We start from the raw sequence: 16,602 nt of genomic DNA, 5'->3' as shown, positions 1-16,602 counted from the left end.
ATTGGTAAATAACGTTGAAACTAATAAAATTGTAGTATCACAGGACGGAACTGGTGACTTTAAGACTGTTCAAGAAGCCATTAACTCTGTTCCAGAGAATAATCTATTTCCGGTAATTATTTATATCAAAAATGGCACCTACAAAGAAGTGGTAACGATTTCAGAAAACAGGAGGTTAATTTCACTTGTTGGAGAGAGTTCGTTAAACACCATTATTACCTATGATAATTTTGCCGGGAAAGTAAAGGAAAACGGAGAAAAAATCGGTACAAGTGGTAGCGCATCAGTGTACCTCCTCGCCGATGACACCCGTGTAGAAAACATTACTTTGGAAAATTCATATGATGATTCTTTTGAAATTGATCCTGTAAAGATTAATGGTAGACAAGCTGTTGCTGTATTTACATCAGGCAAACGTGTATATTTCAATAATGTGAGATTTCTAGGAAAACAAGATACCCTATACGTTCACAAAGGAACGATGTACTTTTACAACTGTTATATTGAAGGGGATGTCGATTTTATTTTTGGTGCAGCTCAGGCTGTATTTAATCAATGTCGAATCCATTCTCTTGATAGGGGATCAAAGATTGATAATGGGTACGTAACAGCAGCTAGCACATTAATTTCAGAACCATTTGGGATAATGATTATGAATAGCAAATTTACAAGCGATGCACCACCAAAGACTGTTTATTTAGGAAGACCTTGGCCAGCTGGCGGGAACCCGGATGCCATTGGTAGTGTTCTAATAAAGGATTGTGAACTAGGCGAACATATTAACATCGAAGGATGGACCTCAATGAACGGGCGCTTAGAACCTGAGGATGCCCGATTATATGAATATAAAAACTTCGGTCCTGGTGCAGTTAATCATATGAAAAGAAGACAATTATTTGAGGAAACAGTAAAAGATTGGTCGATACAAAATGTTTTAAAAGGTTGGGAGATTAGCGAACTAGTAAGTAAATAACAAATGAAGGGGCCGTCCGGAAGTCAATTTTCATGACCTTTTGGACAGCCCCTTTTTAATTTAGTTAATACGCATTTTAGACTTAAAATTCAGGGTTAAATGTTTCCTTTTCTTTGCGTACTAAACAAAGGATTCCTGCAATAAGGTATAGAATACTCGCAATAATGGAGATTAGGAATGTTGCAAGTGTCGAAAGTACAGCAACCACAATTAAAAGAATCCCTGCTGCTTTTGGATGCTTATTCCCTTTAAGAAGAAATAAAGATACAATTCCGAGTATGATGGCTAAAATACTTACAATAATGAAATACCAGCCTCCGGATGTAACCATATCTGTAATGATTCCCATATCAACTCCTTCAAGAGCTGGATCTTCTGCGGCAATACTCTCCATTTCTTGTGTGAACTCATTATTGTCACCAAGACCTACAAACATAATTCCAAATAAAGTTAAAAATACAAAGAAACAAGCTCCAATAATGGTTAAAACAAATTCACCAGTACGTTTCATACATAGTTCCCCCTTAAAAAAAAGTTTCATTTTGATTGTACTATACAGTATATAGTATACAATCTGATTTTCTTCCTAATCCTCTCCAAAAGTGGAATTAGTTTATTTACGAAAAAGAAGAAAAAAGGTTTCAAAATGGTGAAAATAATTTTTTCATACGATTTACGCATAAATAAATAAGGGATATATATTTAATAAGTATTATTACCATTGTATTAAAGAAATATTAAAAAAAATTTGCAAACGGGAGACGATTTATGTTAACCTAGATTTATAGGTTTGTAATTGGTAAATATACCAATTTAAGACAAAATAGTAGTTTGGTAGTAAACCTCGTTCTGGGGGTCTACATAATAAATATATAACTAGGGGGAATGCAAATGCTGAAAAAGTACTCATTTCTAACTTTGCTGCTAGCATTGGTTTTACTCATTGCTGCGTGTAGCAGTGATAACACGAATGGTGACGACAAGGATGATGAAGGAGGAAGCAGCGCTGAATCCGGAACAGTCGATCTTCTAATGGGTACAGGTAGCCAAGGAGGGACCTATTTTCCACTTGGGGCCGAAATGGCGAATGTATGGAACAAGAATATTGATAACGTGAACGTGACATCAACAGAATCAGGCGCTTCTGTTGAGAACCTAGCCAAAATTTCAAATGGTGAGTTTGACCTTGGAATGACTGTTAATCTACCTGCCTACAATGCACTTAATGGGACTGGTGATTTCGAAGGTAAGAAGGTTGAAAACTTCGCATTTATTGGGCATATTTACCCTGAAGTTCTTCAAATCATTACACGTGAAAGCACTGGTGTTGAGACAATTGCAGATTTAAAAGGAAAAAGAATTGCGATTGGACCTCCTGGAAGTGGAACACAAACTGCAACAAAAGCGGTTTTAGCCGCTTATGGAATCAACGATGGCGATTATGATGCCTACCAAGAAGGATTCGGTGATGCAAAATCGAAACTTCAAGACGGTACAATTGATGCTTCATTCGGATTACTTGGATTACCAGATGCAGGTATCGATGAGCTTCAAGCTTCAGTTGGAGATGTGAAGTTCTTAGAGGTAACTGGTGATGAATTAAAAACGGTAGAAGAAACAAGTGGATACACTGGCTATACAATTAAAGCAGGTTCTTACGAATGGTTAAAAGAGGATGCGAATGTTGTATCCGCATACGCTGTTCTTGTTGCAAATACAGACACAGTGGATGATGAATTAGCTTACCAACTTGCAAAAGTCATGCTGGAAAACGCAAGTGAAAATACACATGCTCAAGCAGCCCACATGACAAAAGAAAACGCACTTAGTGGATTAGGAGATTTACCAATTCATCCTGGTGCAGAAAAGTACTATAAAGAAGTTGGAATACTAGATTAATAGCTTTATCTTTATTCAGCGGAAGTCCCCTACTTCTATAAGTGGGGGACAAATGCAATTTTGAGCAGTAAGATCAAAGACTAAGAACGCCACATCATGTGGCAACGTCTTTAAGACCCACATCGTGTGGGCCTAAAATCGGGCGCATATACGCCAAGGCGAATTTGATTAGAAGAAGGGCTTAACACTATGTGTTCTGGCCCTTTTTTTAACAAGTCCTACTCTTCAAATAAAATAGATTTACAGGTGGTGGTAAGAATGAATTGGTGGAAGAAAAAGGAGATGAGGGATTCGAACGAGCCTACTCAAAATAAAGAAAGTGTGTCTGCAGAAGAGATCCTAGAAAAATACGATCGGGAAAGTACCTATCGAAGGAATCTTGGAAAATGGAAATGGATTGTACTCGTTTTGGCTGTTGGCCTGACGCTATTTCATCTTTATACAGGGTATCGCGGTGCTTTTGAAGCTCGAATTCAGGGTCCTATACATCTAGGGACAGCATTGGGATTAATCTTTCTTCTTTATCCAATTAAAAAGGGACTTCATCGTAAACAAAAAGGAATTCCTTGGTACGATGTGATCCTAGCCATTATTTCATTAGGTGTTGGCTATTATAATGTTATTTTCTATGAGGAATTGGTTTCAGAGCGAATTGTATTCGGATATACAACCCCAGATTATATTGTTGGAACATTAGGAGTATTACTTGTCCTTGAAGCGGCCAGAAGATGTGTTGGCCTTCCGATTGTAATCGTATCGAGTGTGGCCATTCTTTATGCATTGTATGGTAACTTGATTCCTACGAAACTATTTGCTCACCGTGGTTTTTCTTGGAATACATTGGTTACTGATTTATATTTAACGACAAAAGGAATCTATAGTACGCCAATCCAAGTTTCCTCGACATTTATCTTTCTATTTTTATTATTTGGTGTCATGTTAATTCGAACTGGTGTTGGACAATTTTTTAATGATATTGCATTTGCGATCACTGGTCGGTTTACGGGTGGTCAAGCAAAAGCAGCAGTCGTAGCAAGTGCCATGCAGGGGATGGTTTCGGGCAGCTCTGTAGCAAATACAGTTGGTTCCGGTTCGTTTACGATTCCAATGATGAAAAAAGCAGGTTATAAACCAGAGTTTGCTGCAGCAGCGGAAGCCTCTGCATCAACTGGTGGTCAAATTATGCCACCAATCATGGGGGCAGCCGCATTTATCATGGCTTCCTATACAAATATCCCATATAGCCAAATCATGTTGGTTGCAATAATCCCGGCAGCCCTTTATTTTCTTGGCGTATTTTTTGGTGTTCACTTCGAATCTAAAAAGATTGGGATTGTGGGGGTTCCAAAGGAGACATTACCTAAAGCGAAGAAGTTAATGCTTGAACGTGGTTACCTATTGCTTCCTCTTATCGTTATTTTCTATACATTACTGACAGGAAAGACGCCAATGCGTGCTGCATTGCTTGCGATTCTTGTCTCATTTTTAGTGAGTCTTGTTCGTAAAGATACAAGAATGTCGTTAAAAAGTGTCATTAAAACACTTGAGGAAGGTGCAAGAGTTGCTTTGCCGGTTATCGCAGCCTGTGCGTCTGCGGGGATTATTGTTGGAGTAGTTGTTCAAACAGGTCTTGGTGGACGTATTGCTGATGGTATTATTGCATTGGGTGGAGGAAGCTTAATCCTTACTTTGTTCTTTACCATGATTGCTTGCTTAATCCTTGGAATGGGTTTGCCAACAACAGCAAACTATGTTGTTACAGCTACAATGGCTGCTCCCGCATTAATCCTTGGATTAGATGTACCAGTACTCGCAGCTCATATGTTTGTCTTCTATTTTGGAATCGTAGCAGACATTACTCCTCCGGTTTGCTTAGCCGCCTATGCAGGGGCTGGCTTAGCGAGGGCAAATCCATTTACAACGGGAGTAACAGCAACAAAGCTTGCGACAGCTGCCTATATTATTCCATTTATCTTTGTCATCAATCCGCAAATGCTATTAATTGACGTCAAGGTTCCATTCTTGGTCATTTCTGTCATAACGGCAATCATTGGTATGATTGGCATTAGTACAGCAATGATCGGATTTTTTATACGCAAGGCATTTGTATGGGAGAGAATTATTCTATTCGCTGCAGGCTTAAGTCTTGTGTCACCGAGTATTTATTTTGGAGCTGCAGGTGTGATTGCATTATTTGCAATTCTATTTATTCAATCTCGCCGACCTAAAGAAAATATTCAAGCACCAACGATGTATTTTAACTAATTTATTACCACCCGTTTAGAAAAGGGTGGTTTTTTTTCTGCTATGTTTAGAGAAATTGAGTTTACTCTGAATAACCTATTTACTTCAAAGCTTGTCTCATTTTATAATGAAATTAATATTTCTTTATTTTTAAATATGATATATTAATTTCATTAGAGGGGGCTTTTCGATTGACATTGATTCAATCTAACAAAGGTGATATTTCTGAAAAAGTTATCGGGTCTGCAAATTTATTTACGAATGCAAAATCTGTAATTCCTGGAGGAGTTTCAGCAAACATAAAATATTTTCCACCTCATCCCATCTTTATGGAAAAAGCAAATGGAAGTCGATTGGTTGATGTCGATGGAAATGAATATATCGATTATTTACTTTGCTATGGAGCACTTCTACTTGGCCACGGTCACCCAGAGGTTACGGCTGCTGTAAATAATCAATTGACCACAGCAGGAACAGCAGTTTTTGGTGCTCCACACAGATTAGAAGTTGAAATGGCAAATAAATTAATTGAGTATTTTCCCGGTATTGAAATGGTCCGCTATACAAACTCTGGATTAGAGGCTACATTATTAACGATTCGATTGGCACAAGCTTATACAGGAAAAGCAACCATAGCAAAATTTGAAGGACATTATCATGGAGGCTATAATGAGGTTTTGGTAAGTGTGAATCCCACCATTGATGAAGCGGGTGATGAAAACAGGCCGAACTCTGTACCAGAATCGAAAGGGATATCATCACATCACGTCGAAAATACAATAATTCTACCTTTTAACGATTTAAAAGCAACGGAGCAAATATTGAGAAAATACAAGGATAAAATTGCAGCTGTAATTATTGAACCTGTTCAAGGTGGATTTATCCCAGCTGAAGAGGGTTTTATGGTTGGGCTTAGGGAGCTAACCCAGAAACTTGGGATCGTTTTAATCTTTGATGAAGTTAAAACCGGTTTTCGCCTAACGCTTGGAGGTGCACAATCTATTTTTGGAATAAAGCCAGACCTTACAGCTTTGGGAAAGGTTTTAGGAGGTGGCTTTCCAGTTGGAGCAGTAGGTGGACATCAAGAAATCATGGAGATAATGGACCCTACAAAAGGCGGAGATATATTATCTGCAGGTGGAAAGGCTATAAAGAAAGATCATGTGCTATTTCATAGTGGGACCTATAATGGTCATCCAATTGTATTAGCAGCGGGATTAGCGACGATTAAAGTTCTTGAGGGAGATAATGTGTACCCAGGATTATTACAAAAAACGAAGAACCTTCGTTCAAGCCTCGAAAAACTTTATCATTCTTATGGGATTGAAATGCAAACTGTTGGGATGGGAAGCATTTTTAATATTGTCCATACAAATCATCCTATTAGAAATTATCGTGACTTGTTAAAAGCGGATATGAAACTCCGTGAAAAAGTCGATTATGAATTATTAAAGATGGGGATTTATACAAAACCATTAAATCGATATTCAATGTCTATTGTCCATACAGATAAAGACATTGAAGAAACTGTTAGAATGCATGAAAAGGCGATTAAAATTGTGAAAGGAATCGGTTCATAAGATGCAAGAGGTGTATCAAAATATAACGAATAAATTACCTGAAATGAGTAAATCACAACGTAAAATTGCAAAATACGTATTAGGAAATACGGAATCTGTACCATTTTTTACTGTTGGACAGCTAGCTAAAATGGCGGGTGTCAGTGAGGCAACTGTTGTCCGTTTTTCCACATTTCTAGGATATAGTGGGTATCCCGAATGGCAAAAAGCCATGCAGGATTCTGTAAAAAGACAGCTTACCACCGTTGAACGTTTAAAGATTACTGAGGATATTTATGATTCAGAGGATAAAGCTGTTTATGAAATGTTTCAGGCCGAAATTAAACGGATTCAAAAGATGGCAGACCAATTTGATATAAAGGCATTCCATCAAGCAGTCGAGGCTATTATTAATGCAAAACGAATCTTTATAGTCGCAAATCGTAGTGCAGTATCTCTAGGATCTTTTTTGGAGTTTTATTTAGATTTATTATTCGAAAACACCGAATTAATAAGGAACCCGAATGGAATTTCTGAAAAGTTATTTCGAATCAATGAAGAGGATATTGTAATCGGACTGAGTTTCGCAAGATATACAAAAAATACGATTGATGCGGTTTCGTTTGCCAAAGACCGCGGCGCAAATGTAATTGCGATAACAGATACGAGTCTTTCTCCGTTGATTCCATATGCAAACATTGTTCTTTGTTCACCAAGTGAGATGCCATCGTATATTGATTCATTTGTTGCTCCGTTAAGTTTACTTAATGCTTTATTAACAGCAGTAGGTCGAAAGAAGCGGAAAGAAATTGAAAAACATCTTACCGATATAGAGGAAGTGTGGGAAAGGTTTCAAATTTTTTATGGGTAAGCCGAAACGACGTGCGAATGGGCACGTCGTTTACTTTGAATGTTTTTGTAATTTAAGCCGATCAATCGTAGCTGGCGGCTCTTGAATCCACTTACGATTAACAAGAATACCAAATCCTTTAGCAGCGTAAAGGAAAATCTCACCAATGGTTTTTGAGTAAAATGCAACCAAATCTGCCCTCATGGATAATCCTTGGGCATGTCCAAGCAGAGTAATATCGATACTATTTAGAGCATGAAAGAGTGTAACAATGAGTTTATCAGAAAATGGTGAAACCGTAGAACCTGTTACCTCCATTGGAATGGACGTTGTTCCCATTAGATTTTCCTGTTTTAGAAGGTCATTAATAAAAGTAACTTGTTTTTCTGATATTTGTTTTCCTTCACTAATAAAGTCAAAGATTTCTTTATCCTTTACTACCTGCAGGAATCCCATGCAAAGAACAATCGCAAAATAATTTCGTTCGATATTAAAAAACATATCCGTGATTTCCAAGACATTTAATGGCCTTTTATCACCGATTAATCTTGTTAAGTAACTTTTCTTTTCAATATATTCGTTTTCAGTAGGATAGACAACCATAGGCGGTCGGTCATACAATCCTTTATTAAGCATTAACTCAGTCGCTTTATTATATTGTGTTGTAGCATCTGATAAGCATTTAGAAAATAATAATCGAATATCCTCTCTAGCCACACTTGAAGTTATAAAGCTAAAATTGATCATATTCATTCGACTCATAGAATAAACAAAGGTTAAAGAAAAAGGATCATAAAACAGTGGTGGTGCTGACAAATTAATATCCTCATCCGAAAATATATCAGGTAATGGTATGTTCTCATCCGAAAATATTTGCTTTATCTCTTTCATTTGCCCACTATATATTTGAAAAGATTCATTTAATAGCGGTTTAATTTCTTCATCTTTTAAGTGGTGTAGGAAATATTTAATCAAACAAATCGTCATACTGGCCTGTATTAAAGTCGTCCATAATCCACTGATTTCAGCACTGGATAAACGAATATTATGTTTCTCCATGAGGCACCCTCCCCAATACTTCATATATGGGTAGTATTGGTTAAATGAAAATTTCTATTCTTTGACAATTCAACCTTCCATATAGGATAATAATTGATCAAACTCTTTGTTAATGGATTTGATCTGATCATAACCCTCGTCTGTTTTGTTTGAATCCCCATTTATGATCCCCTGAAGCAGAGTATTCATGCCTTCCATATATCGTTCAATCGACGCTTGAATGCGAACTCTTAACTCGTACAAACTTTTATTACTCGGTTTATCATCAAGCTCAATTAGATTAAAAATGTACATCGCTTCCTCATTCGCAATTTGCATGGTTTCAACTGCTGCCTCTAATTCATCCTCTTTTTTCATTTCTTCTAAAAGCATATTTAATTCCTTATTAAGTTGAGTAAATTTTTGAACATGACTTTGAAGACTTTCTAAAATATCCTGATCCTTTTTTGAAAGATTTTGATCAAGGGTACTATATAGGTCTGAAGCATCTCTAGAAGGTGAGGAGCATCCTATTAATAATGTAAGTATGATGAATGGTAGAATGATTTTTTGACTCATATCGTCCCTCCCTAGTAACGTATATAAAAAGATATGAGACTTGTCCTTGTTATATGCTTGCGGTTTGACAAATAGATTCTAGTATATTATCTTGAATTAAAGATAATTTTTCTATTATTAAGTTCTCGTTAGGAGATACTAGAACAAGCATTTTGTTTAGGAGGAATACGATGAAGCATATTTTCCGAGAAGGTAATGATAAAACAAAACCAACACTTCTGCTATTACATGGTACAGGAGGAACGGAGTCAGATTTATTGCCATTAGCACCACATATTGATGAAGATGCATCCGTATTAAGTGTACGAGGAAATGTATCTGAAAATGGCATGCCACGTTTTTTCCGTCGCTTAGCCGAAGGGGTTTTTGATATGGAAGACCTAATTTTCCGTACGAAAGAATTAAATGAGTTCCTCGACGAGGCTGCAGCAACTTACTCATTCGATCGAAATAATATTGTTGCAATAGGGTATTCAAATGGAGCAAATATTGCTGGAAGCCTACTGTTCCATTACAAAAATGCCATAAAAGGGGCCATTCTGCACCATCCAATGGTACCAAGAAGAGGGATAGAGTTACCCGACCTTACTGGTACACCTGTCTTCATAACAGCAGGTAAAAATGACCCAATTTGTCCAGCACAGGAAACCATTGACCTACAAGACCTTTTACAGAAAGCAAACGCAGACGTTGAGGTACATTGGGAAAATAATGGACATATGCTGACTGGCACAGAGGTTGCTGCAGCAGCAAAGTGGTATAAGAAACAAATCTAAGATTGGGTAGTTTCTTTTTGATTGCGTGTTAATGTATGTAATTGCGTAATAACAGATCTAAGACCCAAGATTGTGTTGCGAAGACACCAATCTTGGGTTATTTGCGTTTAAAATCTTATTTATTGTATTGCCTATAGCAACGCACTTTCGCCAAACTATCTCGCCCCTTACTCCCTTATCCCATACAAAATATTCCTACAAGAATAAAATACCATTTATGGAGGATTATATATAAAAATGTCTCTTTTAACTTTAAACAGCATGTTCTACTTCTCTAAGTGGGGTTTTATTGAAAAAAGAGTAATAAAAATGTTTTGGAGTTTATCCAAGTGCTGTATAAAGTTAAAGCCTCCGGCGGATGTCACGATTTTTCGAAGGATATTTTTCAAGTGTAGGATCAAAAGACTAAGAACGCTACGTCCTGGGGCAACGTCTTTGTGATACACATCGTGTGGGCCTAAAAAAAATCGGGCGCAAATACGCCAAGGCGTATTTGATAGAAAGAGGTATCGAAATGTCTTGGTCTACTATAAAGAGAAGTCCGAAACGAAGAAGTACAAAACTTTCAAAACAACCAGCTGCGACAGCAAATGACAATATGATTCCCCATAAATTGGTTGAAGAACTGCCAACAGATCAGCTGGGTAGAAACCTTGATACCACGATTGAATTACTGAAAAATCTATTAGGGAAAAACGCTGATTTCTTTTGTCGAAAGTTTCAAATGTACGGTAAATTTAATGCGGCGATTATTTATTTCTCTAGTATTGTTGATAAAAACGCAATTAACAGTGGCATTATGAAGCCACTAATGTATGTTCCAGTTCAAACAGACCTTGAAAAGCTTACAGTAACAAATGTGTTGGATTTCATTTTGAATGAGGCCATGTTTCATACTGAAATAAAAAAAGAAGATAGTATTGAAAATATCATAAACGCGCTATTACGCGGAGAAACTTTTATTTTTATCGATGGGGTTAATTCTGGTATTCAATTTGCTGTAAAGAATATTGAAAAACGATCAATCTCTCAGCCAGAAACAGAACAGGTTATATTAGGACCGCGAGAGGGTTTTATTGAATCATTACAAACGAACATAGCATTATTGCGAAATCGATTAAAAACTGCTGACTTTCGCGTTGAAATTATGGAAATAGGTCGCATATCAAAATCTACCACAGCCATTTGTTATCTTGAAGGGATTGCAACTGATGACTTAGTAAAAGAAGTGAAGGATCGTTTAGGGAAAATTGATATTGATGCCATTTTGGATGTAGGCTATATCGAACAATTTATAGAAGATAATCATATGTCTCCCTTTCCACAGATTCAAAGTACAGAACGCCCAGATAAGACAGTAGGTAGTATTCTAGAAGGAAGAGTGGCTATTCTAGTTGATGGATCACCGTTCTCGATCATTGCTCCGGTTGTATTTAATCAATTTTATCAAACCTTTGAGGATTACTCTTCTCGATTTTTAATGGGTAGTTTTGTACGAATTGCACGTATGATTGCATTAGTTTTTTCTTTAATTTTTCCATCTCTATATGTGTCGTTTATCTCGTTTAATCCAGAGTTGCTTCCTACAGAGTTTGCTGTAGCCGTTGCGGGTGGACGTGCAGGTGTACCATTTCCTGCAGTGGTAGAAGTATTAATCATTGAAGTCGCGATGGAGATCCTCCGTGAAGCAACTGTTCGCCTACCTAAGCAGGTAGGCGGGGCTCTTTCCATTGTAGGGGTACTTGTTATCGGGCAAGCCGCGGTTGAAGCGGGAATTGCAAGTCCAATAACAGTTGTTGTAATTGCGATGACTACGATTGGTTCATTTGCTACTCCCGCATATGATGCAGCGTTTGCTCTACGCATGCTTAGATTTCCAATTGTCATAATGGCGGGCTTTTTTGGACTTTATGGAGTTGTTATTGGCGTAATTTTCATTTTTAATCATATGCTTTCGTTAAAATCCTTCGGAGTCCCTTACATGAGCCCAGTAACTCCTGGTAATTTCCAGGGTTTAAAGGATGTCATTATTAGAGCACCATTCTGGTGGATGCCAAAAAGGCCACAAATGCTACATTCTCAAAACTCTGATCGTTTAGGAAAAACAAAGGGAGAATCTAAAAAGGGAACAAGTAACACTTTGGATCCAGTAATGGTTGGGAATGAAAAATGGGAGGAGGACAAGTCTAGTGGAATATCCACGCGAGATAACAGTCATTCAAGCAACAACGATTCTAATTAGTACCATAATTGGAGTGGGATTATTGGCACTTCCACTCTTTGCAGTTCGGACAGCGGATACAGGTGCCCCGCTTGTAACATTATTTGGTATAGCGATAGCATCTACTGGGCTTGGATTGATTACATTTCTTGGAATTCGTCACCCGAGGAAATCTATTATTTTGTATGGAGAAGACATCCTGGGGAAGTGGTTAAGTAGGGTGCCGAACATTGTTATCATTCTCTTTTTTGCAATATTAACTGGATTAACTTCGAGGGAGTTTGGAGCTGTAGTTATTACTGCCATTTTAAAGCAAACTCCGCTAGAAGTGACTGTAATTGTGATGCTGATACTCGCGGCACTGTCTACAAGGAATGACATGAATGTCTTTGCTTATATCCATAATTTTTATGTCCCGTTTATTTTGGCACCTGCTTTAATCATCGTTGCTTTGTCTTTAAAAAACGCAAATAGCTTATATTTACTTCCGGTAGTAGGAAATGAACCTGGAAGTTACTTAGTTGGAGGCCTTACCATTGCGGCATTATTTCAGGGTTCATTTATTTTTACAATGATTATTCCCTTTATGCGGCATCCACGAAAAGCGTTCAAGGCTAGTATTTGGGGAATGGTTATTGCTGGTGGTTTATACTTGTTAATTGTAATTGCAACTGTTGCGGTGTTTGGCCCTGTTGAAATAACGAACCTTCTATGGCCGACCCTTGAATTAGCTCGTACGACCTCAATACCAGGTAATATTCTTCAGAGATTAGATATTGTTTTTTTATCTGTGTGGGTAATAGCTGTATTCACTACATTGTTTTCTAGTTATATGTTCACGGTTCATTCGATTAGCCAGATGGCTGGATTACGTGATCATAAAATGCTTTCCTTTTTTATTTTGCCGATTGTTTTCGTGATTGCGATGATTCCACAAAATATATTGCATTTATACGATGTAATTGAAATATTTGGTAGATTAGGACTGATTCTAACAGTGGGTTATCCTTTGTTGTTAGTTAGTGTAGACCTTGTAAAGAAAAAGGTGAAAAAAAGTGGGAGTATCAAAGCATAGTTGGAAAACTTGTTTAAAAATTATACTTATCGCTTTGGTGCCTGGTCTATTCTTAACAGGTTGCTGGGATAGTGATGACATTGAACAACGAGCGACGGTTTTAGGTATTTCAATTGATAAGGTTGATGATGCAGACGGTGCAGACCTTGCTCAAATAACAGGTTTAGGAAATCAATTTCCAAAGCCGAAAGAAGGACTAATTAGATTAAGTGCTCAAATTGCTGTTCCAGGAAGAATTCCACTGGGACCGCAAACGGGTGGGGCTGGAGTAGATCAAAATCCACTTTGGGTAATCAGTGTAGTGGGATATACCTTAGATGACACGATAGCTGTGCTTCAACAAGAAGTGGCTGACCGGCTTTTTTTTGGCCACCTACGGACCATTGTCATTAGTGAAGAAGTTGCGAAGGATGGGGTAAAAAGGTTTAACGATTATCTTCGAAGAAATCCTGAGATTAGAAGGACTGCTTGGATGGTGGTATCGAAAGGGGAAGCGAAAAAATTTATGGAGGTGGCACCAAAACTAGAGCGGGTCCCTACTCTATATTTATCTGCAATGGTCGAAAATGCTGTTAGATTAGGTACATTTCCGGAAGATTTTATCGGTTTGTTTTGGACAAGGCTACAAAGCAAAGGGCAAGATACGTTTCTTCCATATCTTGAATTGAAAAAAGAGGATAATATACAAATTTCCGGTTTAGCGTATTTTAAAGATGATCGAATGATAGGTCGTACAGAACCAGTTGAAATAGGCTTATTTATGGCTGTAACAGGAGAGAAAAGAGGTGGTTATGAGGTCTTTGTTAAAGTACCTGATACAGATGTTAAGGTGATTGTGCGGGCAGAACATCGCAGGACATCAATAATACCAACCCTACGAAACGGGAAACCTCATTTTGTCATCAAGATTCATTATGAAAGTACAATCGCCGAAGGAGCGGTTGGAATCGATTTAAACAATGCGGAAATTGTTCGAAAAATCGAGGAAGAGGCTACAAAGGGAGTAATTGAAGGAACCAATAGGTTAATTAAGAAAATGCAGGATGAACAATCAGATATTTTTGGATTTGGTGAATACTTCCGAGCAAAACAACCTGCTTACTGGAATAAAAAGATTCAAACAAAAGAGAAATGGCGTGAAGTATACAAGGATTTAACCTTTGATATTCATTGTACAACAAAAATTCGAAGAGTGGGTACAAAGGCAAAATAGCCTAATCGTACCGAAGGAGTACTATATGATCTTTATTGGGTATTTAAATTACGTAGTTGTACTATGTGTCATGACTGGGGTCTTTATACTCATGTTTGATGTGAAGGGATATAAAACTAAGAACATGCAAAAAGAAAAGAAGATAAGCACGTTTCTAGGATGGTTCAATATAACTGCTGGGATATTTGCCTTTTTAATAAATTGGGCGTATCAGCAGATTTTCTGGTGAAAATCAAAACAAGCCCCTAGTCTTTAAATATTTTAGGGGCTATCTTCATTTAGATTTCCAACGGTCGTAAATTTGATTCAATTTCACTTCGCTTTGGTTCTAAAAATGCAGGAAGTGCAAGTTTTTCTCCTAACGTTTCCAATGGTTCATCTATATCAAACCCAGGAGTGTCAGTTGAGAGCTCAAATAAAATACCATTTGGTTCTCTGAAGTACAATGCTTTGAAGTAATAGCGGTCTACCTTACCGGAGTTGGGAAGGCGTGTTTGTTTTATTTTTGTAACCCAATCTTCATATTCCTCATCGTTCGGAATGCGGAAGGCCACATGGTGCACACCACCACGACCCAAACGTTCTTTTGGTAGATCAGGTCGTGTTTCAATATGGAGTTCGGCTCCAGATCCACCCTCACCAGTTGCAAAGACTAGGATTTCAGGATAATCACCTGCAAGCGATGGGTAGCTGCCAACCTTCCGAAAGCCCATTACATCTGTCAAAATTTCCACGGTAGGTGCAGCGTTGGCAACGGTTAATGTGACTGGTCCAAGCCCAATTATCGCATGTTCAGCTGGGATACCGCTTATTTCCCATGGTTCACCTGCAGGAACTCCCGCTTCGCTATTATCTGCAACAAGAATGATTCTTGAGCCTTCGTAGTCTTGAAATGCCATAGTATCACGACTAGCTCGCTTCGTGATTTCTTCAGTTGAAATGTGATACTCTGCTAAACGCTTTTTCCAAAATTGCAAGGATTCAGATGACTTCACACGTAGTGAAGTAGAAGAAATGCTTGAAACTCCAGGGTGTGTTCGTCCAAGCCCAGGTATATCGAAGAATGTAATTTCGGTCCCCGGATTTCCTTTTGCATCTCCATAGAAAAGATGGTAGGATTGCGTATTATCTTGGTTAACTGTTTTCTTGATTAGGCGCATTCCTAATACTTTTGTATAAAATTCAAAGTTTCGCTCCGCTTTGCCAGTAAGTAACGAAACATGATGTAAGCCTAGTAATTGCATGCCCATTCCCCCAATAAAATAAATTATCTTGAATTCAAGGTAATTATATCACAGAATAGATGATATAGAAAAGGCCAAGGAAAGGAAACCCCTGGCCTAAGTTGATTATTTCTTTTTCTTCTTTTGAACGTTTTGTTTTTCTGCCTCTACTTCCGTATAGGATGCGAATTCAACAAGCTCTTCACTAATTCTATTTCCTTTTTTTGCATTATTATTTCGTTGTGCATTTGCATTTCCACGCTTTGTCCTTCCCAATTCGTTCATCTCCATTCTTAATATTTCATTTTGTAGTATGAGTAGTTTGCCTCTTATAATGTAAGGCCTGAAGTAGGAAATTTAGCCAGTTAACTTGCTAAAAATACCCTCACAGGTGTGAGGGTATTTTTATTGGTAGGTGTACTAGCGATTTTTATTAGCCTGGGACTGCTGGTTCTGTTTACGAACTTCAGCAACATCCGTTTCGCTAGCAAATTCGGTACTGAAAGAGGAACCGGTTGAAGTGAATTGTTGTTGCCCAACAGATTGTTGGAGCTGCTGTGCGGACTGCTCTATCTGATTTAACTGCTGAGCAGCATTCAATTCACGTCCAGCAAATCCAGGGGCAGATTGTTGCACTTGTGGTGAGCTTTGTTGGAACTGCTGTGCATTCATTTGCTCTGTTTGAGCCAACTGCTTAGCTGTTTGTTTGATTTGATTAAGTGCAGCTTGAGCCTGTGCTGGAATTTGTTGATTGTTGTTGTTTTGCATTCGGAACCCTCCCAGACGAATTTTTGTGGATTCTCAAAAGGCCTTCCCTTTCAAAAATCCTTTCTTAATTTGTGTCTTACTAACCTTTTTAATGTATTGAAAAGAATGTTAAAAGAGTGACATTTTTCAGTGAATATAAGGAGATTTGTTTGTTCTCATTTTTTAAGGCTGTTATCATAAACTT

16 protein-coding genes are annotated in these 16,602 nt (G+C 37.8%); 10 read left to right on the top strand and 6 right to left on the bottom strand.

Features of this window, described 5'->3' with window-relative positions:
• Position 1 precedes the first annotated feature (1 nt).
• Positions 2-973 (top strand): pectinesterase family protein, encoded by a 972-nt coding sequence (locus tag ACR65M_RS13885; protein WP_341330451.1) that lies wholly within the window; start codon positions 2-4, stop codon positions 971-973.
• 82 nt (positions 974-1,055) lie between these two features.
• Here ACR65M_RS13885 and ACR65M_RS13880 read toward each other — a convergent pair whose 3' ends face one another.
• Complete coding sequence (locus ACR65M_RS13880; protein ID WP_121446265.1) at positions 1,056-1,484, bottom strand: DUF4064 domain-containing protein; 429 nt, start codon at positions 1,482-1,484, stop codon at positions 1,056-1,058.
• 380 nt (positions 1,485-1,864) lie between these two features.
• On the opposite strand from ACR65M_RS13880, the gene ACR65M_RS13875 reads away from it, so the two are divergent.
• The 4 genes from ACR65M_RS13875 (at position 1,865) to ACR65M_RS13860 (ending at position 7,546) form a co-directional block, all read left to right on the top strand.
• Positions 1,865-2,872: a TAXI family TRAP transporter solute-binding subunit gene (locus ACR65M_RS13875; protein WP_341330452.1), complete on the top strand. Its 1,008-nt coding sequence runs from the start codon at positions 1,865-1,867 to the stop codon at positions 2,870-2,872.
• A gap of 258 nt (positions 2,873-3,130) precedes the next feature.
• Positions 3,131-5,137, top strand: coding sequence for a TRAP transporter permease (locus ACR65M_RS13870; RefSeq protein WP_341330453.1), 2,007 nt, complete (start codon positions 3,131-3,133; stop codon positions 5,135-5,137).
• A 170-nt stretch (positions 5,138-5,307) separates the two neighbouring features.
• The gene (locus ACR65M_RS13865; protein ID WP_341330454.1) at positions 5,308-6,696 is read left to right on the top strand and encodes an aspartate aminotransferase family protein; all 1,389 of its coding nucleotides are present in this window, start codon (positions 5,308-5,310) and stop codon (positions 6,694-6,696) included.
• Between the two features lies 1 nt (position 6,697).
• Positions 6,698-7,546 (top strand): MurR/RpiR family transcriptional regulator, encoded by an 849-nt coding sequence (locus tag ACR65M_RS13860; RefSeq protein WP_341330455.1) that lies wholly within the window; start codon positions 6,698-6,700, stop codon positions 7,544-7,546.
• Between the two features lie 30 nt (positions 7,547-7,576).
• On the opposite strand, the gene ACR65M_RS13855 is transcribed toward ACR65M_RS13860, so the two are convergent.
• Positions 7,577-8,584: a DUF3231 family protein gene (locus tag ACR65M_RS13855; RefSeq protein WP_341330456.1), complete on the bottom strand. Its 1,008-nt coding sequence runs from the start codon at positions 8,582-8,584 to the stop codon at positions 7,577-7,579.
• 69 nt (positions 8,585-8,653) lie between these two features.
• Entirely contained in the window at positions 8,654-9,142 is a 489-nt protein-coding gene (locus ACR65M_RS13850) for a hypothetical protein (protein WP_440273604.1), read from the bottom strand.
• A 170-nt stretch (positions 9,143-9,312) separates the two neighbouring features.
• On the opposite strand from ACR65M_RS13850, the gene ACR65M_RS13845 reads away from it, so the two are divergent.
• From ACR65M_RS13845 to ACR65M_RS13825, 5 genes are all read left to right on the top strand, one after another.
• Positions 9,313-9,918, top strand: coding sequence for an alpha/beta hydrolase (locus ACR65M_RS13845; protein WP_440273603.1), 606 nt, complete (start codon positions 9,313-9,315; stop codon positions 9,916-9,918).
• Between the two features lie 514 nt (positions 9,919-10,432).
• Complete coding sequence (locus ACR65M_RS13840) at positions 10,433-12,160, top strand: spore germination protein (protein WP_341330459.1); 1,728 nt, start codon at positions 10,433-10,435, stop codon at positions 12,158-12,160.
• On the top strand, positions 12,108-13,214 hold the full coding sequence (locus ACR65M_RS13835; RefSeq protein ID WP_341330460.1) for a GerAB/ArcD/ProY family transporter: 1,107 nt from the start codon (positions 12,108-12,110) through the stop codon (positions 13,212-13,214). Before ACR65M_RS13840 ends, ACR65M_RS13835 begins: the two co-directional genes overlap by 53 nt.
• Positions 13,195-14,427 (top strand): Ger(x)C family spore germination protein, encoded by a 1,233-nt coding sequence (locus tag ACR65M_RS13830; protein WP_341330461.1) that lies wholly within the window; start codon positions 13,195-13,197, stop codon positions 14,425-14,427. Before ACR65M_RS13835 ends, ACR65M_RS13830 begins: the two co-directional genes overlap by 20 nt.
• A 25-nt stretch (positions 14,428-14,452) precedes the next feature.
• Complete coding sequence (locus tag ACR65M_RS13825) at positions 14,453-14,656, top strand: CLC_0170 family protein (protein WP_440273602.1); 204 nt, start codon at positions 14,453-14,455, stop codon at positions 14,654-14,656.
• A gap of 49 nt (positions 14,657-14,705) precedes the next feature.
• Here ACR65M_RS13825 and ACR65M_RS13820 read toward each other — a convergent pair whose 3' ends face one another.
• From ACR65M_RS13820 to ACR65M_RS13810, 3 genes are all read right to left on the bottom strand, one after another.
• Complete coding sequence (locus tag ACR65M_RS13820) at positions 14,706-15,671, bottom strand: ring-cleaving dioxygenase (protein ID WP_341330462.1); 966 nt, start codon at positions 15,669-15,671, stop codon at positions 14,706-14,708.
• Positions 15,672-15,776: 105 nt separating this feature from the next.
• Positions 15,777-15,926 (bottom strand): protein YpzF, encoded by a 150-nt coding sequence (gene ypzF, locus ACR65M_RS13815; protein WP_165918145.1) that lies wholly within the window; start codon positions 15,924-15,926, stop codon positions 15,777-15,779.
• A 144-nt stretch (positions 15,927-16,070) separates the two neighbouring features.
• On the bottom strand, positions 16,071-16,418 hold the full coding sequence (locus tag ACR65M_RS13810; protein WP_246006388.1) for a gamma-type small acid-soluble spore protein: 348 nt from the start codon (positions 16,416-16,418) through the stop codon (positions 16,071-16,073).
• Positions 16,419-16,602 lie beyond the last annotated feature (184 nt).

It is taken from the genome of Ferdinandcohnia sp. SAFN-114 (genome assembly GCF_059415045.1).
This window is presented reverse-complemented; position numbering and strand designations above follow the sequence as displayed.

Excerpts from the sequence above, each read along its gene's own strand:
- ACR65M_RS13880 (WP_121446265.1), bottom strand. The coding sequence starts at position 1,484 with ATGAAACGTACTGGTGAATTTGTTTTAACCATTATTGGAGCTTGTTTC.
- ACR65M_RS13875 (WP_341330452.1), top strand. The coding sequence starts at position 1,865 with ATGCTGAAAAAGTACTCATTTCTAACTTTGCTGCTAGCATTGGTTTTA.
- ACR65M_RS13870 (WP_341330453.1), top strand. The coding sequence starts at position 3,131 with ATGAATTGGTGGAAGAAAAAGGAGATGAGGGATTCGAACGAGCCTACT.
- ACR65M_RS13860 (WP_341330455.1), top strand. The coding sequence starts at position 6,698 with ATGCAAGAGGTGTATCAAAATATAACGAATAAATTACCTGAAATGAGT.
- ACR65M_RS13855 (WP_341330456.1), bottom strand. The coding sequence starts at position 8,584 with ATGGAGAAACATAATATTCGTTTATCCAGTGCTGAAATCAGTGGATTA.
- ACR65M_RS13850 (WP_440273604.1), bottom strand. The coding sequence starts at position 9,142 with ATGAGTCAAAAAATCATTCTACCATTCATCATACTTACATTATTAATA.
- ACR65M_RS13845 (WP_440273603.1), top strand. The coding sequence starts at position 9,313 with ATGAAGCATATTTTCCGAGAAGGTAATGATAAAACAAAACCAACACTT.
- ACR65M_RS13840 (WP_341330459.1), top strand. The coding sequence starts at position 10,433 with ATGTCTTGGTCTACTATAAAGAGAAGTCCGAAACGAAGAAGTACAAAA.
- ACR65M_RS13825 (WP_440273602.1), top strand. The coding sequence starts at position 14,453 with ATGATCTTTATTGGGTATTTAAATTACGTAGTTGTACTATGTGTCATG.
- ACR65M_RS13820 (WP_341330462.1), bottom strand. The coding sequence starts at position 15,671 with ATGCAATTACTAGGCTTACATCATGTTTCGTTACTTACTGGCAAAGCG.
- ACR65M_RS13810 (WP_246006388.1), bottom strand. The coding sequence starts at position 16,418 with ATGCAAAACAACAACAATCAACAAATTCCAGCACAGGCTCAAGCTGCA.